The sequence below is a fragment of the Cryobacterium gelidum genome (assembly GCF_004403985.1).
GTDB classification, from domain to species: Bacteria; Actinomycetota; Actinomycetes; order Actinomycetales; family Microbacteriaceae; genus Cryobacterium; species Cryobacterium gelidum.
On sequence record NZ_SOHL01000013.1, the window covers coordinates 325,691 to 350,810 of the forward strand.

Annotated in this window: 21 protein-coding genes; 10 read left to right on the top strand and 11 right to left on the bottom strand. The window is 63.8% G+C overall.

Annotated features, from left to right (window positions below; translation table 11 throughout):
- The first annotated feature begins 81 nt into the window (after positions 1 to 81).
- Entirely contained in the window at positions 82 to 891 is an 810-nt protein-coding gene (locus E3T50_RS07865; RefSeq protein ID WP_134551323.1) for a shikimate 5-dehydrogenase, read from the top strand.
- A 76-nt stretch (positions 892 to 967) separates the two neighbouring features.
- Here E3T50_RS07865 and mmsB read toward each other — a convergent pair whose 3' ends face one another.
- From mmsB to galT, 9 genes are all read right to left on the bottom strand, one after another.
- Positions 968 to 2,197 carry a multiple monosaccharide ABC transporter permease gene (gene mmsB / locus E3T50_RS07870; RefSeq protein WP_104196801.1) on the bottom strand — a complete coding sequence of 410 codons (1,230 nt, stop codon included), beginning with the start codon at positions 2,195 to 2,197 and terminating at the stop codon, positions 968 to 970.
- A gap of 30 nt (positions 2,198 to 2,227) precedes the next feature.
- The gene (mmsA, locus tag E3T50_RS07875) at positions 2,228 to 3,757 is read right to left on the bottom strand and encodes a multiple monosaccharide ABC transporter ATP-binding protein (protein ID WP_104196802.1); all 1,530 of its coding nucleotides are present in this window, start codon (positions 3,755 to 3,757) and stop codon (positions 2,228 to 2,230) included.
- Between the two features lie 160 nt (positions 3,758 to 3,917).
- Positions 3,918 to 5,042: a multiple monosaccharide ABC transporter substrate-binding protein gene (gene chvE / locus E3T50_RS07880; protein WP_277612660.1), complete on the bottom strand. Its 1,125-nt coding sequence runs from the start codon at positions 5,040 to 5,042 to the stop codon at positions 3,918 to 3,920.
- Positions 5,043 to 5,097: 55 nt separating this feature from the next.
- The gene (gene araA, locus E3T50_RS07885) at positions 5,098 to 6,615 is read right to left on the bottom strand and encodes an L-arabinose isomerase (protein WP_134551324.1); all 1,518 of its coding nucleotides are present in this window, start codon (positions 6,613 to 6,615) and stop codon (positions 5,098 to 5,100) included.
- On the bottom strand, positions 6,615 to 7,325 hold the full coding sequence (locus E3T50_RS07890) for an L-ribulose-5-phosphate 4-epimerase (RefSeq protein ID WP_134551325.1): 711 nt from the start codon (positions 7,323 to 7,325) through the stop codon (positions 6,615 to 6,617). Before E3T50_RS07890 ends, araA begins: the two co-directional genes overlap by 1 nt.
- Positions 7,322 to 9,043, bottom strand: coding sequence for a ribulokinase (gene araB, locus E3T50_RS07895; RefSeq protein ID WP_420898723.1), 1,722 nt, complete (start codon positions 9,041 to 9,043; stop codon positions 7,322 to 7,324). Before araB ends, E3T50_RS07890 begins: the two co-directional genes overlap by 4 nt.
- Before the next feature lie 248 nt (positions 9,044 to 9,291).
- Positions 9,292 to 10,311, bottom strand: a complete 1,020-nt coding sequence (locus E3T50_RS07900) for a LacI family DNA-binding transcriptional regulator (protein WP_134551326.1) — start codon at positions 10,309 to 10,311, stop codon at positions 9,292 to 9,294.
- Between the two features lie 150 nt (positions 10,312 to 10,461).
- A complete protein-coding gene (gene galK, locus E3T50_RS07905) occupies positions 10,462 to 11,622 on the bottom strand; it encodes a galactokinase (RefSeq protein WP_134551327.1) in 1,161 nt (386 codons plus the stop codon).
- Positions 11,615 to 12,832 carry a galactose-1-phosphate uridylyltransferase gene (gene galT, locus E3T50_RS07910; RefSeq protein WP_134551328.1) on the bottom strand — a complete coding sequence of 406 codons (1,218 nt, stop codon included), beginning with the start codon at positions 12,830 to 12,832 and terminating at the stop codon, positions 11,615 to 11,617. Before galT ends, galK begins: the two co-directional genes overlap by 8 nt.
- 85 nt (positions 12,833 to 12,917) lie before the next feature.
- On the opposite strand from galT, the gene E3T50_RS07915 reads away from it, so the two are divergent.
- The 7 genes from E3T50_RS07915 to arfA all read left to right on the top strand — a co-directional run bounded on the left by E3T50_RS07915 (position 12,918) and on the right by arfA (position 20,816).
- Positions 12,918 to 13,835 (top strand): DeoR/GlpR family DNA-binding transcription regulator, encoded by a 918-nt coding sequence (locus tag E3T50_RS07915; RefSeq protein ID WP_134551329.1) that lies wholly within the window; start codon positions 12,918 to 12,920, stop codon positions 13,833 to 13,835.
- Positions 13,832 to 14,797, top strand: a complete 966-nt coding sequence (locus E3T50_RS07920; protein ID WP_134551330.1) for an aldose 1-epimerase family protein — start codon at positions 13,832 to 13,834, stop codon at positions 14,795 to 14,797. The genes E3T50_RS07915 and E3T50_RS07920 overlap by 4 nt, the downstream gene beginning before the upstream one ends.
- 66 nt (positions 14,798 to 14,863) lie before the next feature.
- Positions 14,864 to 15,880 (top strand): LacI family DNA-binding transcriptional regulator, encoded by a 1,017-nt coding sequence (locus tag E3T50_RS07925; RefSeq protein WP_134551331.1) that lies wholly within the window; start codon positions 14,864 to 14,866, stop codon positions 15,878 to 15,880.
- Positions 15,881 to 15,968: 88 nt separating this feature from the next.
- The gene (locus E3T50_RS07930; RefSeq protein ID WP_134551332.1) at positions 15,969 to 17,315 is read left to right on the top strand and encodes an extracellular solute-binding protein; all 1,347 of its coding nucleotides are present in this window, start codon (positions 15,969 to 15,971) and stop codon (positions 17,313 to 17,315) included.
- 76 nt (positions 17,316 to 17,391) lie between these two features.
- A complete protein-coding gene (locus E3T50_RS07935; protein ID WP_134551333.1) occupies positions 17,392 to 18,336 on the top strand; it encodes a carbohydrate ABC transporter permease in 945 nt (314 codons plus the stop codon).
- Positions 18,333 to 19,232 carry a carbohydrate ABC transporter permease gene (locus tag E3T50_RS07940; RefSeq protein WP_134551334.1) on the top strand — a complete coding sequence of 300 codons (900 nt, stop codon included), beginning with the start codon at positions 18,333 to 18,335 and terminating at the stop codon, positions 19,230 to 19,232. The genes E3T50_RS07935 and E3T50_RS07940 overlap by 4 nt, the downstream gene beginning before the upstream one ends.
- Positions 19,233 to 19,280: 48 nt before the next feature.
- Positions 19,281 to 20,816 (top strand): arabinosylfuranosidase ArfA, encoded by a 1,536-nt coding sequence (gene arfA, locus E3T50_RS07945; RefSeq protein WP_134551335.1) that lies wholly within the window; start codon positions 19,281 to 19,283, stop codon positions 20,814 to 20,816.
- 64 nt (positions 20,817 to 20,880) lie between these two features.
- On the opposite strand, the gene E3T50_RS07950 is transcribed toward arfA, so the two are convergent.
- Positions 20,881 to 22,032 carry a cystathionine gamma-synthase gene (locus E3T50_RS07950; RefSeq protein ID WP_134551336.1) on the bottom strand — a complete coding sequence of 384 codons (1,152 nt, stop codon included), beginning with the start codon at positions 22,030 to 22,032 and terminating at the stop codon, positions 20,881 to 20,883.
- A gap of 43 nt (positions 22,033 to 22,075) precedes the next feature.
- Positions 22,076 to 23,440, bottom strand: coding sequence for a cystathionine beta-synthase (locus E3T50_RS07955; protein WP_134551337.1), 1,365 nt, complete (start codon positions 23,438 to 23,440; stop codon positions 22,076 to 22,078).
- A gap of 258 nt (positions 23,441 to 23,698) precedes the next feature.
- Between E3T50_RS07955 and E3T50_RS07960 the strand changes: the two genes are divergently transcribed.
- Together E3T50_RS07960 and E3T50_RS07965 are read left to right on the top strand one after the other, a co-directional pair.
- A complete protein-coding gene (locus E3T50_RS07960; RefSeq protein ID WP_134551338.1) occupies positions 23,699 to 24,379 on the top strand; it encodes a DUF3105 domain-containing protein in 681 nt (226 codons plus the stop codon).
- A 14-nt stretch (positions 24,380 to 24,393) separates the two neighbouring features.
- Complete coding sequence (locus E3T50_RS07965) at positions 24,394 to 25,098, top strand: DUF305 domain-containing protein (RefSeq protein ID WP_134551339.1); 705 nt, start codon at positions 24,394 to 24,396, stop codon at positions 25,096 to 25,098.
- The last annotated feature ends 22 nt before the right edge of the window (positions 25,099 to 25,120 follow it).

Consider the following 25,120-nt stretch of genomic DNA (forward strand, 5'->3'; position numbering starts at 1 on the left):
TTAGTAACGCTTGGATAACAGGAGCCGGAAGTCAGTGCCGGTCACGTCAAATGAAGGATTGGACCGCGCCACACTAGAGCAATGCCCATTCTCAACAAAGACATGACCCTGTGCATCTCGCTGTCGGCACGGCCCAGCAATATCGGCACTCGCTTCCACAATTATCTCTATGAGGAACTCGGTCTGAACTACATTTACAAGGCGTTCGCCCCTGTCGATCTCGCCGATGCCATCGCGGGCGTTCGCGGGCTGGGTATCCGCGGTTGTGCGGTGTCGATGCCGTACAAGGAAGACGTGATTGCCCTCGTCGACGAGATGGATGCCTCGGCGCAGGCCATCGACTCGGTAAACACCATCGTGAACGACAACGGTCGACTGCGGGCCTACAACACCGATTACACCGCTGTTCGCCGGTTACTTGCCCAGCACGACATCTCCCCCGAGCTTTCAGTTCTGGTTCGCGGCAGCGGCGGCATGGCCAAGGCCGTCACGGCTGCACTACGCGACGCGGGATTTCGAAACGGCACGATCGTCGCGCGCAACGAGGTGACCGGACAAGCTCTCGCCGCTCTCTACGGCTACGCCTGGGCACCACGGGTCGGTGCTCTGACAGCTGACCTCCTGGTCAACGTCACCCCGCGGGGAATGGCGCCCGATGAAGCGCGCTTGTCCTTTCGCACCGAAACCATTGCGGCTGCGCTGGTGGTCTTCGATGTCGTCGCCTCCCCTTCGGAAACGCAGCTCATTCGCGTTGCTCGAGCGGCGGGCAAGCCCGTCATCACCGGCGCCGAAGTCGTGGCGCTACAGGCAGAGGAGCAGTTCGTTCTCTACACGGGTATCCGGCCGACCCCCGACCAGATCCAGAGAGCCGCGGCATTTTCCCGCGACTAGCCACTGCGACCAAAACAGGCCGGAACGCCCATGCGTTCCGGCCTGTTCTGCGTCTGACGCGGCTCGTGCAGTGCGGTCAGCGACCGCCGGAGCGCCGCTTGTTGTAGACGTCGAAGGCCACAGCGAGAAGCAATACGAGGCCCTTCACTGCCTGCTGCCACTCGATGCCAATGCCGAGAATCGACATGCCGTTGTTGAGCACACCGATGATCAAGCCGCCGATGATGGCGCCGCCGACAGTACCGATACCGCCCTGCACGGCAGCACCGCCAATGAAGGCAGCGGAGATGGCCTCGAGTTCGAAACCGTCACCGGCTTTCGGTCCGGCCAGGTTGAGGCGGGCGGTGAAGATGAGGCCCGCGAGGGCGGCGAGAATTCCCATGTTCACGAACAGGTAGAAGTCCACCTTGCGGTTCTTGATACCCGAGAGTTCCGCCGCGTGGCGGTTGCCACCGATCGCGTAGATGTGACGACCGAATACCGTGCGGTTCATGACCACGCCGTAGATCAGCACGAGCACGGCGAGCACGATCAGTGTCACCGGGATGCCCTTGTAGCTGGCCAGGGCGTACGCGAAGAAGCCGAGCGCCGCGGTGATGAGTACGAGCTTGGCCACGAACCAAACGAGGGGCTCGACCTCCTGGCCGTACTTGGCCCGACCGAGGCGGGTGCGCACCTGCTGCACAATCAAGGCGATCACGGCGATCACGCCGACCCCGAGGGTGAGCGGGTCGAGGTCGAACTCGCCGAACACGTCAGTGAGGAAGCCGTTGCCCAGCGCGCGGTACTCTGCCGGGAAGGAGCCGATATTCGAGTTTCCCAGCACAACGAGTGCGAGGCCACGGAAGATCAGCATTCCGGCCAGGGTCACGATGAAGGCCGGGATACCCACGTAGGCGATCCAGAAGCCTTGCCAGACGCCCACGAGCGCGCCGATGCCGAGGGACATGATGATGGCAAGCCACCACGGCAAGCCCCACTGCACGGCAAAGACACCGGAACACGCACCGACGAAGGCCGCCACCGATCCGACCGACAGGTCGATGTGGCCCGCGACGATCACCATCACCATCCCAATCGCGAGAACGAGGATATAGCCGTTCTGCACGATCAAGTTGGAGATATTCTGCGGGCGCAAGAGGATGCCGTCGGTCAGGAAAGTGAACAACACCACCACCAGAACGAGGGCAATGAAAATACCGTTCTTTCCGAGGTCGGCCAGTACGTGGCTTAGCCAGGAAGCAGTCTTGTTCTCCCTCGGGTTGACCACGCCTCCCGTGGCCGGCGTGGTCTCTTGGTCACTCATTGGGTTTCTCCTTTTCCGCTAGCGCCGGCGCTAGCGGGCCTTTTCCATGGTCATGTGCTTGATGAGAGTCTCCGGGGTGGCGCTTTCAATCGGGAATTCCCCGGTGATGGCGCCCTCGGCCAGGGTGTAAATTCGGTCGCAGATTCCGAGCAGTTCCGGCAGTTCCGAGGAGATGACGATCACGCCCTTGCCGGCCGCGGCGAGTTTGTTGATGATCGTATAGATCTCATATTTCGCCCCGACGTCAATACCGCGGGTCGGCTCGTCGAGAATCAGCACGTCGGGGTTGGAATAGATCCACTTCGACAACACCACCTTCTGCTGGTTACCACCGGAGAGCTTGCCGGTCTTCACGAGCACGTTTGGAGCCTTGATGTTCATGCTGGCGCGGTATTCGTTGGCGACCTGATACTCCTCGTTGTCGTTCACGAGGCCGTTTCGCACGAGTCGGTGGAGCGCCGCCATCGAAATGTTGCGCTTGATGTCCTCGATCAAGTTGAGACCGAAGGTCTTGCGATCCTCGGTCGCGTAGGCCAGGCCGTTGTCGATGGCCTCGGTCACGGTGCGGGTCCTGATCTCCACGCCGTGCTTGAAAACCTTGCCGCTGATCCGGCTGCCATACGAGCGCCCAAACAAACTCATCGCGAATTCGGTGCGGCCAGCTCCCATGAGTCCGGCAATCCCCACGATCTCCCCAGCGCGCACGTTGAGGTTGACGTGGTCGACCATCATGCGGGTCGTGTCTTGCGGGTGGAAGGCGGTCCAGTCCTCCACCCGGAGAATCTCTGCCCCGATGTCGGGGGTGTGATCCGGGTAGCGGTGTTCGAGGTCCCGACCAACCATGTCCTTGATGATGCGCTCTTCGGTGACATCGTCCTTGGCGATGGTCTCGATGGCCCGGCCGTCTCGAATGACCGTGACGGAGTCGGAGACTTTCTTGATCTCGTTGAGCTTGTGGCTAATGATGATCGAGGTGATGCCCTGGCCCTTGAGGTGCAGAATGAGGTCGAGCAGGTGGTCGGAGTCGTCATCGTTGAGCGCCGCCGTTGGCTCGTCCAGAATCAGCAGTTTCACCCGTTTGGAGAGGGCTTTGGCGATTTCGACGAGCTGCTGCTTGCCGACACCGATGTCCATGATGCGGGTCGTCGGGTTTTCTTTCAACCCCACGCGTGCAAGAAGCTTCGCAGCCTCTGAGTTGGTTTCGTTCCAGTCGATAAGACCCAACGCGCCTCGTTGCTCGTTGTTCAGAAAGATATTCTCTGCAATGGAGAGGTAGGGGCTGAGGGCGAGCTCCTGGTGGATGATCACGATCCCCTTGGCCTCGGAGTCGCTGATGCTCTTGAACTCAACGATCTCGTCCTCGAAGACGATGTCTCCCGTGTAGGTACCGTGTGGGTAGACGCCGCTGAGCACCTTCATCAGGGTTGATTTTCCGGCACCGTTTTCGCCGCAAATGGCGTGCACCTCGCCACGACCGACGTCGAGCGTCACCGCGGAGAGTGCTTTTACGCCGGGAAACGTCTTGGTGATGCCGCGCATCTCAAGGATGTTCGTGGTCACGTGAGCACCTTCTTCATTCCTCTTGTGAATGGTCGATATTGGCAGCGATCTCGCGAGAAAGCGCGATCTCGGCAGCCGGCAGAAAATCTGTATGGCAGAACGGTCGGTGGGGTACAACTACCCCACCGACCGTTGTGCAGAGTTTGAAACAGGGTGGAAATTAGCCCTTGATTTCGGCTTCGGTCCAGTAGCCAGAGTCGATAAGCAGGGCCGGGATGTTGTCTTTGACCACGATCGCCGAGTCGAGCAGGAACGACGGAACGACCTTCACTCCGTTGTCGTAGTCCTTGGTGTTGTTGATCTCTGGTTCTTCGCCGTTGAGCAGGGCGACGGCCATGTCCACGGCCACAGCTGCGAGTTCGCGGGTGTCCTTGAAGATGGTGCCGTACTGCTCACCCGAGTTGATCGCCTTCACCGAGTCGATCTCGGCGTCCTGGCCGGAGATGACGGGCCAGCCGTCTCCCACGGTGTAGCCCGAGCCCTCGAGTGCCGAGATGATGCCACGGGAGATACCGTCGTACGGGGACAGGATGGCGTTGACCACGGTGCCGTCCGAGTACTGAGCGGTGAGAAGGTCCTCCATCCGAGCCTGAGCTTCTTCTCCAGCCCAGCGCAGGGTTGCAACCTGCTCGATGTCGGTCTGGTTGCTCTTGACCACGAGCACGCCGTCGTCGATCAGCGGCTGAAAGACATCCATGGCACCGTTGAAGAAGAAGAAAGCGTTGTTGTCATCGAGCGAACCGGCGAACAGCTCCAGGTTGAACGGACCAGCGGGCGCGCCCTCAATGGCAGTGCCGTCGAGTTCGACGAGGCCAAGGCCGTTCAGAACCGACCAGGCCTGCTGCTGTCCGACCTTGAAGTTGTCGAAGGATGCGTAGTAGTTGACGTTCTCGGTGTCGCGAATGAGTCGGTCGTAGGCGATTACCGGAATGTCTGCATCAGCAGCATCCTGCAGCACGCTGGTGAGCGTCGTGCCGTCGATCGAGGCCACGATCAGGGCTTCCGCTCCCTTGGTGATCATGTTCTCAATTTGCGAAACCTGCATGGGGATGTCGTCCTCGGCATACTGCAGGTCGACGGTGAATCCCTGTTCTTCCAGCTGGCTCTTCACGGCGTTGCCGTCCGCGATCCAACGTTCGGAACTCTTTGTCGGCATGGCCACGCCGATCAGGCCCTTGTCGCCGCTGCCGGCGGTACCGGCGGAGCCGCCACCCGAGGAGCAGGCTGCCATCGATACCACGAGGGCACCCGCGGCCACGACGGCGAAGAATACGTTCTTTTTCACTGTGTTTCCTTTCGATCTTTATCGTCTTTGATGTGAATTGCAGAATGTGAAACGGTTACATGCCTTGCGCCAGTCGGTAGTAGGACTGATTCCAACGCACTTCGCGGCTAAAATCGCGCAGGGTGGTGGTCTTATCGATCACGAGAAGCTCGGTGCGAGCGATCTCGGCGAAATCGTGGAACACCTCGATACCGACGGATGTCGACATCACGGTGTGGTGGGCGGCGCCGGCGGTCAGCCAGGCGGCCGCGGAGGTGGCGAAGTCGGGTTCGGGGCGCCAGACTGCGCGCCCCACGGGCAGCTTCGGGAGGGCCTGAGTCGGCTCGACAACCTGGACGACGTTCGCGACCAGGCGGAAGCGGTCGCGCATGTCGCTCATGGCTACGACCACGGCAGGCCCGGCATCCGCCGTGAACACCAGGCGCACGGGGTCTTCCCGGCCCCCGATGCCGAGCGGGTGGATCTCCAGGCTCGCCCTGGCCGATGAGAGTGCCGGGTTCACCTCGAGCATGTGGGCCCCGAGGATGAGCTCCGCCCCCGGCGTGAGGTCGTAGGTGTAGTCCTCCATCAGGCTGGCACCGCCGGGCAGGCCAGCACCCATAACGTTGGCGACACGCACCAGCACGGCGGTCTTCCAATCGCCCTCCGCTCCGAAACCGTAACCCTGCGCCATCAGGCGCTGCACGGCCAGCCCGGGCAGTTGTCGCAGCGCGCCCAGGTCTTCGAAACTCGTCGTGAACGCGCCAAATCCGCCTTCTTCGAGAAAAGACAGCAGGCCGAGTTCCTGCGCGGCACCGTAGCGAAGCGACGCATGGCGGTCCCCGTCAACGCGCAGCTCGGGTGCCACGTCATACAGCTCTGCATATTCAGCCACGAGCGCATCGATCTCGGCGTCGGAGACGGAGTCGACGACCTCGGCCAGTTCGTTGACGGGCCAGGTATTGACCTGCACTCCGAAGCGCAACTCGGCCTCGGTTTTATCACCCTCGGTCACGGCCACGTAACGCATGTTGTCGCCGAACCGGGCAAGCTTCATGCTGCGGCTCGCGGCCCAGCCCGCAGCGGCACGGGTCCAGGATCCGATACTGCCCGACACGGCCGGGTTCGACACGTGGCCGACAACGGTCTTGCGGGTCACACCGAGGCGCGTCTGGATATAGCCGAACTCCCGGTCACCGTGGGCTGCCTGGTTGAGGTTCATGAAGTCGAAGTCGATCTCAGCCCAGGGCAGTTCCACATTTGCCTGTGTGTGCAGGTGCAACAGCGGCTTGGTGAGCGCGTCGAGGCCGGCAATCCACATCTTCGCCGGTGAGAAGGTGTGCATCCAGGCGATGAGGCCGATCACGGAGTCGTCGGCGTTCGCGTCGAGGGCGGCGCGGCGGATGGACTCGGAGCCCGTCAGCACGGGCTTCCAGACGATCTTCACCGGGACATCACTCGACGCACCGAGGGCCCGGGCGATTTCCTGGCTCTGCTCAGCTACCTGGCGGAGGGTTTCTTCACCATAGAGGTTCTGACTTCCGGTGAGGAACCAGACCTCGACGTGGTCAAGGGTGGTGTTGAGGGCAGCCATTACTGAAGTTCTCCTTGGGGCGCTTGTCCGTAGACGTTCTGGTACCGGTCGAACAGGGAATCAACTGCCGACTGCGGAATAGCGACGAGCGGCCCACCCGTACGGGCCAGGTGCACGGTGCGAGCGACATCTTCCACCATGACAGCGGCCTTCACCGCGTCGCGGGCGTCCTTGCCAATCGTGAACGGGCCATGGTTCGCCATCAGCACCGCGCGGGAGCGATGCCCGGTCAGGGTCTCCACGATGCCCCGCCCGATGGAGTCGTCACCGATAATGGCGAACGGGCCCACCGGCACCGGGCCACCGAATTCGTCGGCCATCGCCGTGATCACGCACGGAATCGCTTCGCTTCGCGCGGCCCACGCTGTGGCGTAGGTGGAGTGCGTGTGCACGACGCCGCCGACGTCCGGCATGTGCCGGTACACGTACGCGTGGGCCGCGGTGTCGCTCGAGGGAGAACGATCACTTCCCGGTGTGCCGAGAATGACCTGTCCGTCGAGGTCGCACAGGATCATGTTCTCGGGCGCGAGGTCGGCGTAGTCGACACCGCTGGGCTTGATCACGAACAGGTCGGCTCCTGGCACCCGACCAGAGACGTTGCCGCCGGTCCAGACGACGAGGGCGTTCCTGACGAGCTCGCCGTGGAGCAGGGCGATGTCGGCCCGCACGCGGGCGATCGCGACCTCGATCTGAGGCCCGAAGGTGCTCATGAGAACACCGGCAGGTTTGCGGGGGCGGTGGCATCCGCTGCAGCAGCTGCGTTACGCTTCAACGCCTTCAGCCGGTGCATCACATCGTTCTCGCCGCGACCGAAGTAGTCGTGCAGCTGCGTGTACTCCGCATAGAGCAGGTCATAAGCGGATGCCGCCGCCTCGTTCGGCAGGTACACGTTCTTATTGAGCTTGCCCATCTTCTCGCCAGCGGCGCGCACGTCGGGGTAGGCCCCCGCCGCGACGGCGGCGTGGATTGCGGAGCCGAGAGCCGGGCCCTGGTCGCTTGCGATGGTCGAGATCGGCAAGCGCAGGATGTCGCTGTAGGTCTGCATCAGGAACGCGTTCTTCAGCAGTCCGCCCGCCACGATGAACTCGGTGACCGGCACGCCGGAGTCCTGGAAGGTCTCGACAATGGTGCGGGTGCCGAAGGCCGTCGCCTCCAGGAGGGCTCGGTAGACCTCTTCCGTGCGGGTCGTGAGCGTCGTCCCCACGACCAGGCCGGACAGTTCGTGGTCGACCAGTACCGAGCGGTTACCGCTGTGCCAGTCGAGTGCGACGAGCCCGTGCCCGCCGACGGGCTGATCCTTGGCCAGGTCGGTGAGGTACTGGTGCACGCTCTGGCCGGCCGCTGCCGCCTCGTCGTAATATCGCGCGGGAACCTGGGTACGCACGTACCAGGCGAAAATGTCCCCCACGCCACTCTGGCCGGCCTCGTAGCCATAGAGCCCGCTGACAATGCCGCCATCAACGACGCCGCACATGCCGGGAACCTCGGCGAGGCGGTCGGAGTTCATGACGTGGCAGGTACTGGTGCCCATGATGGCGACCATCTGGCCGGGATTCACGGCCTGCGCTGCCGGGGCAGTCACGTGCGCGTCCACATTGCCCACGGCCACCGCAATACCTTCCGGCAGACCGGTCCACGCGGCGGCAACGGCCGTGAGGGTGCCAGCGGATGCGCCGAGCTGGCCAATCCGGTGCGCCACCTTGTCCACGGCAAACCGGGCAAAAGCAGGATTCAATGCGCCTAGAAACTCTTCGCTCGGATACGCACCATCCTGCAGGATCCCTTTATAACCGGCCGTGCAGGCATTGCGCACGTACTCGCCGGTGAGCTGCCAGACGATCCAGTCCGCCGCTTCGACCCAGTGGTCCATTCGAGCGTACAGCTCGGGGTCTTCCTCCAGCAGCTGCAGACCCTTCGCGAATTCCCACTCGCTCGAGATGAGGCCCCCGTAACGCGGCAGCCACTTCTCGCCGCGCTCGAAGGCGAGGTCGTTGATGCGGTCAGCCTGCGACTGGGCCGCGTGGTGCTTCCACAGCTTCACGTAGGCGTGCGGGCGGGCCGTATATTCGGGCAACTCGCACAGAGGGGTGCCATCACTGATCACCGGCACCATCGTGCAGGCCGTGAAATCGGTGCCGATGCCGATAACGCGGGCGGGGTCAATTCCCGCGTTACGAACAGCGGCGGGAACGGCGCTCCGAAGCACGGCGACGTAATCCTGGGGTACCTGCAGAGCCCACTCGGGCGGCAAAGAGGTCGCGGTCGCGGTGAGCGTCGTGTCCATCACGGCGTGCGGGTAATCAAGAACAGCAGAGCCCAATTCGACGCCATCCGACACACGAACGACAACGGCCCGGCCGGAGAGGGTGCCGTAGTCGACGCCGATCACGTACGATTCGTGCTCGCCGGACACCTGCTCACTACTCACGAATGTGACTCCCTTGTCGATGGCCGTGCCGTGTTCGATCCCGTTCCCGGTGTGCTCTGATGTTCCGACGATGGCGACTCGTCGCCGGTGCCGGTTGAGGCTGTCCCAGAAAATGTGACCGTTCACATCTAGGTTTTCATAGTACCGGTAGACAGGATTCGCGTGTCAAGTACGCGACGTTACGTTTCCGTAACGGAGATATTCGTCCGGAAGTGAACGCGAAACCTGCCCAGGGCACGAGCTTGGCCTCAGAACGACGGAGCCGCCGTGGACGAACGCACGATCAGCTCGGGAACAAGCGTGTCGGGATGCACTGCGCCTTCTCCCGCGATCTCGGACAGCAAGACGGCGATGCACCGGCGTCCCAGCTCGGCGAAGTCCTGCCGCACCGTCGTCAGGGGCGGCCAGAAGTGTGCAGCTTCCGGGATGTCGTCGAAGCCCACAATGCTCACGTCTCCCGGGATGCTCAATCCCTCGTCGTGCAGAGCGTGCATAAGCCCGAGCGCCATCTGATCGTTGGAGGAGAATATCGCGGTGAAGTCACGCACTCGCAGCAGTTCCCGACCGACCTGGTAGCCGAAGTTGGCGGTCCAGTCGCCGAGAATGGGAGCCGTGGTGGGAACGTCCCTGGCTCCCATTTCTGCCAGGAACCCGTGCATCCGGGCTTCGGCCTCGATCCAATTCTGTGGGCCCGCCAGGTGAAAGATGCGGCGGTGACCCAGTTGGATGAGGTGGCGGGTGGCCAACCGTGCTCCGGCTATCTGGTCGACGAAAAGCGTGCGGTTCCCGCGGTTGCCGTCGGATTGCAGCGTTACAAATGGCACGTCGATCGACAACCGCTGCAGAACGGCGAAGACGCGTTCCTGCGGGGCGATCACGACAATGCCCTCAACGCCCTGGTTCAGCAGGTGATCGAGGGCGCCCTGGATAGATTCGGGTTTTTCCCCGGCGATATTCGCAATATTCACGAGGTATCCGGCGTCACGGCCGGCGTCTTGAATCGCCGCGATACTGCTCGCCGGGCCGTATTCGGCACTCGAGGCTGACAGCACCCCGATGGTGCGCGAACGCCCCCGCGAGAGGTCTCGGGCAGCCCTGTTCGGGCGGTAGTTCAAGTCCTTCATAGCCTGCACGACGCGAGCCCTGGTGGAATCCCGAATGCTCGGGTGGTCGTTGAGCACCCGCGACACGGTCTGGTAGGAGACCTCGGCGACGCGCGCGACGTCACGGATGCTCGGCGCGCGCGCCTTGGGTACTTCAATCGACACGACAAGACCCTGCTGAGATGTGAGCGGTCACAATTGTGATCCGCTCTCATTATGCCCCGACCGCCGCCGGATGTGACAGTCACAATCGTGCAATCGTGCGCCATTCGCCATTCGCCGCGCGGATCCGCCGGTTGAGGAGCATCCCGGTGGCTATTGCTCGCGGTGCGCCCCGCCCGCCGCCCGCACCACGAACATGACCGGCGCCGCGTAGCCGTGGCCGGCGAAGGCGGCGCTGACGGCGGCCATCACGGTCGGAAGAACGTCGCGGGGGGTGAGGGCTATCGCGGCGCCGCCGAAGCCGCCCCCGGTCATCCGCGCGCCGATCGCGCCGGCCGCGCGGGCGGTTTCGACGGCGAGATCGAGTTCGGGGACCGAGATTTCAAAGTCGTCCCGCATCGACAGGTGGGAGGCATCCAGTAACGCGCCGATCTGGGCTGGTCCCTGCTCGCGGAGTGTCTGCACGGTGTCGAGCACGCGCTGGTTCTCGGTCACGATGTGCCGCACCCGGCGAAATGTCTCGTCATCAAGCACGTCGGCGGCCCGATCGAGATCGTTCAGGGTCAAGTCTCGCAGGGATGACACACCCATGAGGCGCGCACCCAGTTCGCAGGATGCCCGACGTGAGGCGTAGCCGCCGGTCGAGTGGGCATGGCTCACCCGGGTGTCGATGATCAGCAGATCGAGGTTGACCGAGTCGAAGCCGAGCGGAATAACCTCGGATACCAGGGTTCTGCAGTCGAGGAACACGGCGGCGTCGGGGCTACCGAACAGCGACGCGGACTGGTCCATGATGCCCGTCGGCGCGCCAACAACCCTATTTTCGGCCAGCTGGCCAGCTCGGGCGAGGGCGCGCTGATCGAGGCCGAGGCGCCACAGGTCGTTGAGCGCGACGGCGACGGCGCTTTCGATCGCGGCGGACGACGACAGGCCAGCTCCGATCGGTACATCGGAAACGATGTAGGCGTCGAATCCGGTCACGGCGTCGAGCGGAGTGCCGACCTGGCCGAGCGCCCAGGCAACGCCGAGCGGATAGGCCGACCAGTCCTGCAAATTCTCGGGCACGAGCTCGTCCAGGCCGAGTTCGACGGTCTCCTCGGCGAAGGAACTTGCGACTCGAATCAGTCGGTCTTCGCGGGGCGCAAGCGCGACGATCGTTCGCCGGTCAATCGCGAAGGGAAGGACGAAACCTTCGTTGTAGTCGGTGTGCTCACCGATCAGGTTCACCCGCCCGGGAGCCGACCAGAGCCCGGCGGCCGAATAGTCGTATCGGGCTTTGAATCCGGCGAGCGCGGTGCGGGTCAGGTCATGCATGCTCAAATACCTCACAGGTGGTCGGGAATGTCGAGTCGGGACGCTTAGGCGTGGCGGAGCCGGACGCGGATGCATCCGCTGCATCGGCTCGATCGATCGCCGCGCGAATCGTGGTCGCCGCCTGTTCGGGGGTGACATCACCGATCCAGGCCCCCATCGCTGCTTCCGACCCGGCGAGGTACTTCAGTCTGTCCTCCGCACGACGCGGGCTCGTCACCTGCAGCATCAGCCTGATCTCAGACCGCCGAGCGTGAACGGGGGCCTGATGCCACGCCGCGATGTACGGCGTCGGCGTCGTGTAAATGGCATCGATCCCACGAAGCAGACGTCGGTACAGAACCGCAAGCTCGTCGCGCTCGGCGAGGGTCGTGGCCGCAAAATCCGGAACGTGGCGATGCGGGAGCATGTGCACCTCAATGGGCCAGCGCGCTGCGAAGGGCACAAAAGCGGTCCAGTGCGCGCCCTGCACGATGATGCGTTCACCGGACTGCTCGTGCGCCAGAATGTCCGCGAACAACGTGGGTCCGTAGGACTCGAGCGAGGAAATTACCCGCTGGGTGCGGGGCGTGACGTAGGGGTAGGCGTAGATCTGCCCGTGTGGATGCCGCAGGGTCACGCCGATGGCCTCACCGCGGTTCTCGAAGGGGAAGACCTGCTCAATGCCGGGCAGGTTCGACAATGCGTGCGTGCGTTCGGCCCAGGCCTCGATCACGGTACGGGCGCGGGTGACCGACAGGCTGGCAAACGAGCCTTCGCTCTCGGGACTGAAGCAGACGACTTCACAGCGTCCGACGGACGTGCGGGTGCGTCCCAGCCCAATCGTCGACAGGTCCGTGAGGTCGACGGGAGCGTCGGGATCCGTTAGTAACGGGCCGAAAGACGGTGTCTTGTTCTCGAAGACGGCCACGTCGTAATTGCTGGGCACCTCGGACAGATTCTCCGGAGTGGACGGAGCGAGTGGATCGAGGTTGGCGGGCGGCAGGAACACCCGATTCTGCCGGGCTGCCGCGATTGACACCCACTCCGCGCTCAGTGGATCCTGCCGCATACGGGCGGTAACGGGGCGCGGATCGAGCTCCCGCAGGTCGGGGGCCCTGTGCTTGGGAAGCTTGGTGTCTGGGTCGTCGAAGTAGATGAGGTCACGCCCATCGGCAAGGGTGTGGCGCTGGCGGGCGATGCCGGTATCGGCGACGAAGTCTGCGTGTGTCATGGCGATCCCCACGATAACGGATTGTCTCAATAGAAACTACTACTTTCGTATTGAAAGAAATATATAACTAAGCGAAGATGAATGGATGACTTCTGTTGAGCCAACCGCATCGCCGTCGACGGCTCGCGCCCACCCTCCTGCCGCGCCGAGTGACCGCGACGCGCTGCCCGGGCCGGTCAGGCGAGAGCAGATCCACCGACTCATCGACGAGCGCGGTTTCGTGCGGGTCAGCGAACTCCGCGAGGCCTTCGGGGTCTCCGCTGTCACCGCCCGGTCCGATCTCGACGCGCTGGAAGCTGACGGCACGGTGCAACGGGTACACGGCGGGGCGGTAGTCGTGCAGCGGCGCGACCACGCGGAGCGCCCCCCGCGTGAATCGTCCTTCGAACAGGCACTGGCAGCATCCGTGGTGCCGAAACAACAGATCGGCGCCCTCGCGGCCGGCCTCGTCTCGAACGGGCAGAGCGTAATCCTTGACGTTGGCACGACCACTCTCGCGATCGCCCGCGCCCTGGTGACTCGATTGGACCTCACCGACGTCGTCATCATCACCAATGGGCTGAGCATCGCGCTCGAGCTTGAACCGGCCATCCCGCGGTTCACCGTGATCGTTACCGGGGGATCTCTGCGCCCGCGTCAGCACTCCCTCGTCGAGCCGCTCGCCGCTACCGTGCTCAGCCAGGTACATGCCGACCTCGCCTTCATCGGCTGCAATGGCGTGCACGCCGAAGCCGGCGTCACCAACATCAACCTGCCAGAGGCGGGCGTCAAGAAGCTCATGCTCGCCGCGGCGACCCGCTCCATCGTTGTGGCCGACGCCTCCAAGCTCGGCCAGGTCCATCTCGGCCAGGTCGGGTCTCTCCGTTCGTTCCACACACTGATAACGGATGCCGCCGCCGCCGCCGCCGCGCTTGCCCCCCTTCGTGAGGCCGGTCTGGCCGTTCTACAGCCGGAACCGCCGGCCCCACAGCCCGAAACGAACACAGGAGTCACAACGTCATGAACACCGACACCACCCTTGACCAGACCCAGGCGACCGTTCGCGATCGCCCCCGGTCTGGTACCCAGTTCACCATCGCCCATTCCGGCTACTCGGCGGTGATCGCGAGCATTGGGGCCAGTGTCAGAACGCTTCAATATGACGGGCGAGACCTCATCGTTCCATTCGAAGCGGATTCCCTGCGACCGCACTATCGAGGCGCGACCCTGGCCCCCTGGCCCAACCGGATAGTGGACGGCCGCTACACCCACGACGGCGTCGCATACCGCCTTCCGCTCAACGAACCGGACAGGGGGCACGCCCTGCACGGACTGGTTTGCTGGCTCGACTTCCCGGCCGTGCGTCAGACCGACCGTGCCGTCACACTCGGTGCCATGATCGAGCCGCAGGACGGCTACCCCTTTCGTCTGGCGCTTGAAGTGACGTTCACGATCAGCGAGCGTGGACTCACAACGACGGTTTCGGCGACCAACCTGGGGGCAGAACGAGCGCCGTTTGGAACCGGACCGCACCCCTACCTGGTCGCTGGTCCTGGTCGCGTCGACGACTGGACCCTGCAGCTCCCCGCCGGCGAAGTGATGACCGTCACCGAAGATCGCCTCACGCCCGCCGGCATCCGACGCGTTGAAACTGAATCGAATGGGGCCTACGACTTTCGGACGCCGCGGCCCATCGCCGGGACGGCGATCGATCACGCCTTCACCGCTCTCGTGCGGGATGGTTCGGATACCGCGACGGTCCGACTGCTTGATCCCTCCGGCTCCGGGGTCGCGATGACCTGGGGCACCGACTGCCCGTGGGTGCAGATTCACACCGCAGACCTTCCCGACCCGGCGCAATCACGGCGTGGGCTTGCCGTAGAACCCATGACCTGCCCACCGGACGCCTTCAACTCCACGATCGACCTGATCTCTATCCGGCCCGGCGAGACGTCCAAGGCGTCGTGGAGCATCAGTGCGCTCTAGCCACGATTCAGCCTGAACCGCCTGACCAAACGAGGGGTCGCATCGCGTTTAAGTTAGCCTTCAGCTATGCGCCCAACGGTCAAAGACGTCGCGGCCCTCGCGGGTGTATCGCCCAAGACCGTGTCAAACGTCATGAACGGCGTGGTGTTCGTCGCGCCGGAAACCCGGAGCCGAGTCGAATCGGCGATCACCGAGCTCGCTTACGTTCCCAACCTGAGCGCCCGCGGGCTCCGGAATGGCCGCACGGGGGTCATCGCTCTTGCCATGCCAGACCTGGGCACCCCGTACTCGGCAGAGATGTCGCATTTTTTCGTGGAAGTGGCGCACGAACAGGGCTGGGGCGTGCAGTTCGAGGAGACGGCCGAACGCCCGGGCCGCGCACTCAGCCTCGTATCGCGGGCCAGGGCGCACCTCGTCGACGGCGTCATCCTGAACCCGATCACCATTCAGGAAAGCCAATTGGTTGACGATGGCTCTCTGCCGCCACTCGTCATGATCGGAGAAGTCGAGCAGCAGCGCAACGATCAGGTCTGGGTAGACAGCGTCGCCGCCGCGCGGGACATGACGAGGCACCTGATCGAGCTCGGGCATCGACGCATCGCGATCGTCGGATCCCCCGGCCCAGCCTTCCAGACCGCCACGGCCGACCTGCGCCAGCGCGGCTACCGGGAGGCACTCCGCGCCGCGGCCATCGATCCGGATCCCCTTCTGGAGATCTCCTGTCGCGAGTGGTCGCCGCGAGCAGCTTCCGAGGCGGTGACCGAATTCTTAAGGGTGAACCCGGCGCCCGATGCGTTCTTCTGCTTCACCGATTCCATGGCCATCGGCACGATGAGCGCCCTGTGGACCGCGGGAATCCCGGTGCCGGGCGACGTGTCGGTCGCCGGATTCGATGACATCGCCGACGGACAGTTCGCCACACCGCCGCTGACGACGGTGAGCTTTGACAAACGTGAATTCGCCGAGCGCGCGCTCGCACTTCTGGTGCAGCGCATGGGCAGCCCCGACGCGCCCCCGACCCGCGTGACGATCGCTCACACCATTGTGGCTCGAGCAAGCACCCGCGTGCGAACACCAGCCTGAGGTTTCACTCCCCCGGTATCCGAAAAAAACTTCTTGCTCTTTCATTACAACGATGTAATGCTGGGGCCACCTCACAAAGGAGTGATCAATGACACCAGCACGGGTACCGATCGGAAGCACCGGAGTGCTCACCCGCCGCAGCGTTCTCGCTGGCAGCGCGGCGCTTTTCGGGGGCGCCTTCCTGGCCACTGGCCTCAGTGGATGCGCCGCCACCGCCGGTCAATCCGGCGCGGAACAGTTGGCGTTTTGGCACCTGCTCACCGGCGGCGACGGCATCAAAATGGCGGGCCTCGTCGACGAGGCAAACGCCGACAACCCGGGCTTTCACGTGACGCAGACCGTGCTGACCTGGGGCACGCCGTACTATACGAAGCTCGCGATGGCCTCGGCCGGAGGCCGCGCTCCCGACGTAGCGGTCATGCACGCCTCGCGCCTCCCCGGCTACGCACCCGGGGGGCTACTCGACCCCTGGGACCTGGATGTGCTGGCCCATTACGGCATCACCGAAGACAGCTTCCCGGCACCGATCTGGGAAGCATGCTTCAGCGGCGGCGAGTTGTTCTCCGTCGCGCTCGACGCGCATCCGTTCATCTTGATGTACAACACCGAGATCGCTGCCGCAGCCGGCGTGCTCGGCCCCGACGGCCAGCTGATCGACATCGACTCCCCCGAGCAGTTCGTGGACGTCGCCCGGAAGATGCAGGTCGTCACCGGCAAGCATGGGTTGTCCTACGGCTATCTCGGCGACGGCGCACAGATGTGGCGTCTCTTTTACACTTTCTACAAGCAGCAGGGGGCCGACATGACCCTCACACCGGGCGAAAACGTCGAGGTCGACGAAGACGCCGCGGTCACGTCCCTCGAATTCATGCAGACCCTGCTCGACGACACAGTCGCCACGGCGAGTGGCGACTATGCCACGGCCCTGGCCGAATTCGTCAACGGCGAGAGTGGGCTCTTCTTCAGTGGCGTCTGGGAGTTGCCCACCATGACGGCAGCCAACGTACCGATGGACGCGACGCCGATCCCCACACTCTTCGGCACTCCGGCCGTCTACGCAGACTCGCATACTTTTGTTCTGCCGCATCAGGACAACCCTGACCCCGCCAGGCGCGAGGAAGTTTACCTGTTCGTGTCGAACGTACTGAAGAACTCGATCAGCTGGGCACAGGCCGGCCATATTCCGGCCTACCTGCCCGTCGTCGACGGCCCCGGCTACGCCGAGCTGATCCCGCAGGCGCACTACGCGATGGCGGCGGAGAATCTGAATTACGACCCGCAGGCGTGGTTCACCGGTTCGGGTTCCGATTTTCAGAATTTCTTCGCGGAGAACGTGCAGTCCGTCCTGCTCAACAAGACGGATGCCAGAGCGGGCTTCCAGGGATTCGTGCGGCGCCTCAACGTGCTGCTGTCCAAGCCGAACCCGGTCCGATGATGAACACCGCGACCAACCCTGGTACCACCGAAACATCTATTCGTGACTCATCAACCAGGCAACGAGGGAGCCGATCATGACTGAGGTTGTCGCACCACCCCGCGCCGAGGTATCCGTGCAGACCATCGCGAACGCAGCCCCGCGCATGCCCCGCTCTCGCCGGCGGGAAAACACGGTGGGCTGGGCTTTTCTCGCCCCGTTCGCCGTCGTGTTCGTCCTCTTCCTCGTGACGCCGCTGGCCTGGGGTTTCTATCTCAGCTTCACCGGGCAGTCCCTCACCGGGGCCGGCGGAGGACTCGTCGGCTTCGCCAACTACTCCGAGGCGCTCGGCGACCCCGACATGTGGCGTTCCATGGGCAACACCCTGTGGTTTACCGTGCTGAGCACGGTGCCACTCGTGCTCGTCGCTCTCGCCATGGCGGTGCTCGTCAACCTCGGCCTTCCCGGCCAGTGGATCTGGCGGCTCGCTTTCTTCATGCCCTACCTGCTCGCCTCGAGTGTGGTCTCGCTGTTCTGGGTGTGGCTGTACAACCCCCAACTCGGACTCGTGAACGCCCTGACCGGACTCTTCGGGGCGACCCCGGTGGCGTGGCTACAGGACACCGACTGGGCCATGATCGCGATCGTGGTCACCACGGTGTGGTGGACGGTGGGTTTCAATTTTCTGCTCTACCTCGCCGCCTTACAGAACATTCCCGAACAGCAATACGAGGCAGCCGCACTCGACGGCGCGGGCAAGTGGCGTCAGCTGTTCTCCATCACGATTCCCCAACTGGCACCCACGACCATGCTGATCGTCATCCTGCAGGTGCTCGCGTCCCTCAAGGTCTTCGATCAGGTCTATCAGATGACCGGTGGAGGTCCCGGTGGTGCCACCCGGTCAACGGTCGAGTACATATTCGAGGTCGGATTTACCGGCTACCGCTTCGGCTACTCGTCGGCGATTTCGTACATCTTCTTCGCCATCATCGTCATCGTGTCCATCGCGCAGTTCGTGTTCCGAAAGGGAGCCCGCTCATGACCGCTCAGCTGCTCGTCCCGTCCGACATCGTTGAGCGCGCGGTCCCATCACGCCGTCGGACGGTGCCCACAAGAACATCGGCGTCCTCCGTCGTGGCTTTCGCCATCCTCGCCGTGCTGGCTCTCGGCTGGCTGCTGCCCTTTGTCTGGGCGGTCGTCACGTCGCTGAAGACCGAGACGGATGCCGGCTCGACACCGGTGTCGTGGTTTCCGGAGAGCGGATTCACCATCGTTGCCTATCTCAAGGTGCTGGGCGAAGGAAACCTGCTCACCTGGACGGCCAACAGCCTCTTCACCACCGTGGCAATCACCGTGATCACCGTTGTCGTCTCGGCGCTGGCCGCCTACGCGTTCTCTCGCATCGATTTCAGCGGCCGCCGCTGGATTTTCGTGCTGGTTATCGCCTCGATCATCATCCCCCCTCAGGTTCTCATCATCCCGTTGTTCTACCAGATGCTCGCCCTCAACCTGGTGGACACCTACTGGGGCATCATCCTGCCCCAGGTCATCGCACCGGCCATGGTGTTCGTGCTGAAGAAATTCTTCGACCAGATTCCGATCGAGCTCGAAGACGCCGCACGGATGGACGGCGCGTCCCGGCTGCGCATCTTCTGGTTGATAGTGGTGCCGCTGTCCCGCCCCATCCTCGCGGCCGTATCGATCTTCGTCTTCATCGGGGCCTGGAACAATTTTCTGTGGCCATTCATCGTGACGAACAACTCCTTACTGATGACCCTTCCCGTAGGACTGCAGACGGTCAAGAGCGCCTACGGCGTGCAGTACGCCGAAAACATGGCGATGGCGATCCTCGCCGCCCTGCCGCTCATTGTCGTGTTCCTCATCTTCCAGCGCCAGATCATCAAGGGCATCGCCACCACCGGGCTCGGCGGCCAGTAGGTCAGCACACCCAGTTCAGACTTCACCCGCACCATTGATAGGAGAATCATGACCAACGCTCGAATCACCCTCGTTCGCGACTTCACCCTCGGGGAGGTGCCCCGTCGCCTGTTTGGGTCATTCGTCGAGCACATGGGGCGCTGTGTTTACACCGGAATCTTCGAGCCCGGGCATCCTGAGGCCGACGAGAAGGGCTTCCGCCAGGACGTTCTCAAACTCGTCAAGGAATTAGGCCCCACCGTCGTGCGCTACCCGGGTGGCAATTTCGTCTCGGGATATAACTGGGAGGACGGCGTCGGTCCCGTCGACAAGCGCCCGCGCCGGCTTGATGGGGCCTGGCACACCGTCGAGTCCAACGCCTTCGGCCTGCACGAATTCGTGGACTGGTCCAGACTCGCCGGGACCGAGATCATGGAGGCGGTCAATCTTGGCACCCGGGGGGTGGATGCTGCCCGTGAGCTTGTGGAATACTCCAACCACCCCGGCGGCACGTACCTCTCCGACCTGCGCAAGCAAAACGGCTCGGCCGAGCCGTTCGACATCAAGCTCTGGTGCCTCGGCAATGAGCTCGACGGCCCCTGGCAGATCGGGCACAAGACCGCGCACGAATACGGTCGGCTGGCTCAGGAAGCCGGCAAAGCCATGCGCTTCGTCGATCCAGACATCGAACTGGTTGCCGTTGGAAGTTCGCACTCCAGCATGCCCACCTTCGGCGAATGGGAGCACACCGTGCTCACGCACGCCTACGACGAGGTGGACTACGTGTCGCTGCACGCCTACTACCAGGAAGACGACGGCGACGTGAAGAGTTTTCTCGCCACGGCAGTCGACATGGACTATTTCATCGAATCCGTCGTGTCAACGGTGGATGCCGTTCGTGCGGCCGGCAAGCACAGCAAGCACGTCAATCTCTCCTTCGATGAGTGGAACGTCTGGTACCAGCGCGGCCTCGACACCGACGACCAGCCGCATAATGTCTCGAAGGGCTGGCGCGAGCATCCGCGTCTCATCGAAGATGCCTACAACGTGACAGACGCCATCGTCGTCGGGACGCTGCTGAACTCACTCCTGCGCCATGGCGACCGCGTGAAAATCGCCAATCAGGCCCAACTCGTGAACGTGATCGCGCCGATTCGCAGTGAGGAAAACGGGCCGGCCTGGCGCCAGTCCATCTTCTGGCCCTTCGCCAGAATGGCGGAGCTGGCCCGTGGGCAGATCCTTCGGGCCAGCGTCGACTCAGACAAGTACGAATCCGCGAAGTTTGGCGACGTAGACGTCGTCGACGTGAGCGCAACCTGGGACGAAGACAACGGCCGGGTAGCTCTGTTCGTCGCCAATCGCGGCCTCGACGAGTCTGCCGACGTGGACGTGTCCCTGTCTGGCTTCGTGGGCGGACGCGTGAGTCGAGCTGAGGTACTGGGTGTGCCAAACGGCAAGGACAGGTTTGCCACCAACACCCTCGAGAGCGGCGAACAGGTGGGGCTGTCCCCGCTGGCCGGGGTGACCGTGACCGGCAGCCGTCTCCGGTTCACGCTCCCCGCGCTGTGCTGGGCTGTCATCGAGGTCGAGGTCACCCGGGCGTAGTCGGCGCAAACCGCGGGATGGCTGAGCTCGCCATCCCGCGGCCGCGCCCGGCCACGCGGCCCCGCTATCCGCGGGGCAGGGCGCTCGCGAGATCGGCGATGAGGTCATCGACGTCTTCGATGCCGACCGACAGGCGCACGATGTTGTCGGGCACCTCAAGTTCGGTGCCGCGCACCGAGGCGTGCGTCATCTCGGAGGGGTAGTTCACAAGCGACTCGACTCCTCCGAGCGACTCGGCCAGTTGGAACAGGTGTGTGGCTTCAGCGAAGCCGCGCGCCGCCGCGGCGCCACCGGCGAACGCAATGGAGATCATGCCGCCGAAGCCGGACATCTGCTTTGCGGCCAGCTCGTGGCCGGGGTGGCCGGGCAGCCCCGGGTAGAAAACCTGCTCGATCGCCGGATGTCCATCGAGATACTCGGCAATGGCCTGCGCGTTTTTGCAATGGCGCTCCATCCGCACCGAGAGCGTCTTAATGCCGCGCACGGTGAGCCAGGCGTCGAGCGGAGCCGAGACCGGACCGGCCGCGAACTGCAAGAATTGGGCCTTCTCGTGCAGCGCGTCGTCGTTGATGATGAGGGCGCCGCCGAGCACGTCGGAGTGGCCGCCGAGATATTTCGTGGTCGAGTGCACGACCACGTCAGCGCCAAATTCCAGCGGATGCTGCAGCGCCGGTGACGCAAAGGTGTTGTCGACGATCGCGACCACACCGTGGCGATGCGCGATCTCGGCGAGGGCCGCAATGTCGCTGATCTTCATGAGCGGATTACTCGGCGTCTCGACCCAGAGAATTTTTGTCTCCGGGCGGATGGCCGCTTCGACCGCAACCAGGTCGCTCATCTCCACCGTGGTGTTCTGCACACCCCACGCGGCGTGCACCTTGTTGATGAGGCGGTGGGTTCCGCCGTAGACGTCGTTGCCAAGCACGACGTGGTCGCCGGGCTGGAGGATTGCGCGCAAAATGGTGTCCTCCGCGGCAAGTCCGCTCGCGAACGACAGGCCGTGTTTACCACCCTCGAGCGCGGCGAGCAGACTCTCCAGCGCGGTACGCGTGGGGTTGCCGCCGCGGCTGTACTCGTAGCCGCCGCGCAGGTTGCCGATGCCGTCCTGAACATAGGTGGAGGTCTGGTAGATCGGCGGGATGACGGCACCGGTGGTCGGGTCGAATTCCTGACCAGCGTGGATGGCGATCGTGTCGAACTTCTGGGTGTTGGCCATTGCGGGCTCCCTAGTAATCTGCGTATGAATAGAACCGAAAAAGTCAGACGCTCAGATAGCTGAGCAGGTCGTGCCGGGTGATGACGCCGAGCGGCTTGCCACCGCCGGTCACGAGCAGCGCGTCGTGCTCGGCGAACGCGGCTCGCGCTGCGGCGACCGGCTCGTTCACCCCGATCAGCGGCAAGGCTTCGCCAACGATCGAACCGACCCGATCGGTGAGCTTGGCATCGCCGGAGAAAACGAGGCCCATCAGGGCACGTTCATCAACTGCGCCGAGCACCTCGCCCATGACGACGGGCGGCTTGGCGCTCAGCACAAGCAACTGCGATACACCGCCCCTCGTCATCGTTTCGATGGCGTCGTGCACGGTGTCGCTCGGGTGCACGTAGACGAACGCGGGAAGTCCCCCGCTCTTCGACTCGAGCAGGTTCCCCACCGTGTGACCGGTCGGGGCGTTGCTGAAACCGTAGCTGCGCATCCACCCGTCGTTGAAGATTTTGCCGAGGTAGCCACGGCCGCCGTCGGGCAGCAGCACGACGATCGTGTCGGCGGGTCCGAGCTTTTCGGCCGCGCGGAGGGCCGCCACGACGGCCATCCCACTGGAGCCGCCGACGAGGATTCCCTCCTCGAGGGCGAGCCGGCGGGTCATGGCGAAGGAGTCGGCGTCGGACACGGCGATGACCTCGTGCACGACCGTTGGATCGTAGGCGCCGGGCCAGAAATCCTCCCCGACACCCTCAACCAGGTAGGGGCGGCCGGTACCGCCGGAGTAGACCGACCCTTCCGGGTCGGCGCCGATGATGCGCACGGCGTCGCTTGAGACCTCGCGCAGGTAGCGGCCGGTGCCGGTGATGGTGCCGCCGGTGCCGACGCCGGCGACGAAGTGGGTGACGGTGCCGTCGGTGTCACGCCAGATCTCGGGGCCGGTGGTCTCGTAGTGGCTGAGCGGGCCGTTCGGGTTGAAGTACTGGTTGGGTTTGAAGGCACCCGGAATGTCGCGGGCCAGCCGGTCGGACACGCTGTAGTACGACTCGGGGTCGTCCGGTGCGACGGATGTCGGCGTCACGACGATCTCGGCGCCGTAGGCCGTGAGCACATTGCGCTTATCTTCGCCGACCTTGTCGGGCAGCACGAACACGCACTTGTAGCCGCGCTGCTGGGCTACGAGGGCCAGGCCCACACCGGTGTTACCCGACGTGGGTTCGACGATTGTGCCACCAGGCTTCAACAGGCCGTCGCGCTCGGCGGCATCGATGATGCGCACCGCAATGCGGTCCTTCGCCGACCCGCCCGGGTTGAGGTATTCGAGCTTCACGAGCACCGTTGCGGTCAAGCCTTCGGTGACCTTGTGGAGTTTGACCAACGGGGTGTCACCGATAAGGTCAAGAACGGTGTCTGCGATCTTCATGGAAATTCCTTTTGTCGGGCTGCGCGCCAGGTGGCAGGCGCGGCCTCGGATGTGCTCACCGATTCGGCGCTGGCCGGCGCGTTCGTGCGAAATCGACTAGCGACAGCAGCAACTCGACGATGAGCGGTCGCTCATCCACTCTAACGGGCGGCGAGATCCGGTCACCAGCCTGAGAAATAGCCGTGAGAGCGGCATCGGGGGAAGCTACAGGGACGACTGATACGTTCACAGTGAAGCAGTTCCAATAGAGAGGCCCTCGTGACCCCCCAGCCCGGTTCCCCCGTGAACAAAGCGTCGATCAAGGAAGAACGCACCGCGAAGCGTGCGAAAAAGCTGGAGCAATATCACCGCCAGCAAAAGCGCGGCAAGCGTAATCGTCTGATTGGCATTGTCGGCGGCGCTGTGGCGATCGTTGCGATCATCGCCCTGATCGTGACCGCGTTCGTGCTCACGCCGAAGGCCGCCAACTACGCCGGCGGTGGTGCAGGCGATGCGTCGACCATCGACGGTGTCGAGACCTTCACGAACGGAGCCGGCCACGTCAAGACCGCCGTCACCTACGAGCAGACGCCGCCCGCCGGCGGCCAGCACGCTTCGGCTTGGCTCAATTGCGGTGTGTACGATCAGGCGGTTCCGAACGAGAACGCCGTGCACGCACTTGAACACGGTGCCATCTGGGTCACCTACGATCCATCGATCTCCGACGCTGAGCTCGATCTGCTGAAGACGGAACTGCCCTCCAGCTACGTTGTGCTGTCGCCCTTTGACGGAATTCCCGCACCGATCGTGCTGAGCGGCTGGAATTCACAGCTGCAGGTCGACAGCGCTGACGACCCGCGCGTCGCCGAGTACTTCACCGAGTTCTGGAAGAGCACCAACGTGCCAGAAAACGGCGCCCCCTGCTCCGGCGGGATCGACGCACCCGGCAAAGTTTCTTGAGCCGCGCCTAACCCGTGACTTCTGACCCCCCACAGTCCACAGCGGATGCTCCCCCACCGCGCCGACGCCGCTCGGTTTTGCGTGCCATCACCGTCACTGCTGCGATCACGGCGCTCGTCGTCGGCGCTGCGGCCTTTTCGTCGGGGCGCTTGAGCACACTCACCGACGCCACGCCCGACACCACAAGTGCCGAGGCTGGCTTCGCCAGGGACATGCAGGAACACCACAACCAAGGCGTCGAACTTGCCCTGATTATTCGCGACCGTACCGACGACGCGCCCGTGCGGCTACTCGCCTACGACATTGCCACGACGCAGGCCAAGCAAAGCGGGCAGATGTCGGGCTGGCTCGCTGTCTGGGGTCTACCGCAATTCGCCCCTGAACCGTCGATGACCTGGATGACCCGGTCGGGCCTGTCCGGCAACACGCACGATTCGTCTCACTCGGCGGGCACCGACGCCGGCCACGTCGCCGGAGAACCGATGCCCGGACTCGCGACCCCGGCGCAGATCACCGCGCTCACCACGGCATCCGGTGTGGAAGCGGAGCGGCAGTTTCTCGTCATCATGATCGCTCACCACTCGGGCGCGATCGCAATGGCCGAGGCCGTTCTCGATCGCAGCACGAACGCGACCGTGCACGCTTTCGCGACGTCCATCGTGCTGAGCCAGAAGTCCGAGATCGACCTGATGACCGGGATGCTCGCTGAACGTTCGTAGCCTGACACCCCTCTGTCACCCG

Excerpts from the sequence above, each read along its gene's own strand:
- E3T50_RS07915 (WP_134551329.1), top strand. The coding sequence starts at position 12,918 with ATGACTTCTGTTGAGCCAACCGCATCGCCGTCGACGGCTCGCGCCCAC.
- E3T50_RS07950 (WP_134551336.1), bottom strand. The coding sequence starts at position 22,032 with ATGGCCAACACCCAGAAGTTCGACACGATCGCCATCCACGCTGGTCAG.
- galT (WP_134551328.1), bottom strand. The coding sequence starts at position 12,832 with ATGACACACGCAGACTTCGTCGCCGATACCGGCATCGCCCGCCAGCGC.
- E3T50_RS07955 (WP_134551337.1), bottom strand. The coding sequence starts at position 23,440 with ATGAAGATCGCAGACACCGTTCTTGACCTTATCGGTGACACCCCGTTG.
- E3T50_RS07935 (WP_134551333.1), top strand. The coding sequence starts at position 17,392 with ATGACTGAGGTTGTCGCACCACCCCGCGCCGAGGTATCCGTGCAGACC.
- mmsB (WP_104196801.1), bottom strand. The coding sequence starts at position 2,197 with ATGAGTGACCAAGAGACCACGCCGGCCACGGGAGGCGTGGTCAACCCG.
- E3T50_RS07930 (WP_134551332.1), top strand. The coding sequence starts at position 15,969 with ATGACACCAGCACGGGTACCGATCGGAAGCACCGGAGTGCTCACCCGC.
- araA (WP_134551324.1), bottom strand. The coding sequence starts at position 6,615 with ATGGCTGCCCTCAACACCACCCTTGACCACGTCGAGGTCTGGTTCCTC.
- galK (WP_134551327.1), bottom strand. The coding sequence starts at position 11,622 with ATGCATGACCTGACCCGCACCGCGCTCGCCGGATTCAAAGCCCGATAC.
- E3T50_RS07925 (WP_134551331.1), top strand. The coding sequence starts at position 14,864 with ATGCGCCCAACGGTCAAAGACGTCGCGGCCCTCGCGGGTGTATCGCCC.
- E3T50_RS07920 (WP_134551330.1), top strand. The coding sequence starts at position 13,832 with ATGAACACCGACACCACCCTTGACCAGACCCAGGCGACCGTTCGCGAT.
- E3T50_RS07865 (WP_134551323.1), top strand. The coding sequence starts at position 82 with ATGCCCATTCTCAACAAAGACATGACCCTGTGCATCTCGCTGTCGGCA.
- E3T50_RS07940 (WP_134551334.1), top strand. The coding sequence starts at position 18,333 with ATGACCGCTCAGCTGCTCGTCCCGTCCGACATCGTTGAGCGCGCGGTC.
- arfA (WP_134551335.1), top strand. The coding sequence starts at position 19,281 with ATGACCAACGCTCGAATCACCCTCGTTCGCGACTTCACCCTCGGGGAG.
- E3T50_RS07890 (WP_134551325.1), bottom strand. The coding sequence starts at position 7,325 with ATGAGCACCTTCGGGCCTCAGATCGAGGTCGCGATCGCCCGCGTGCGG.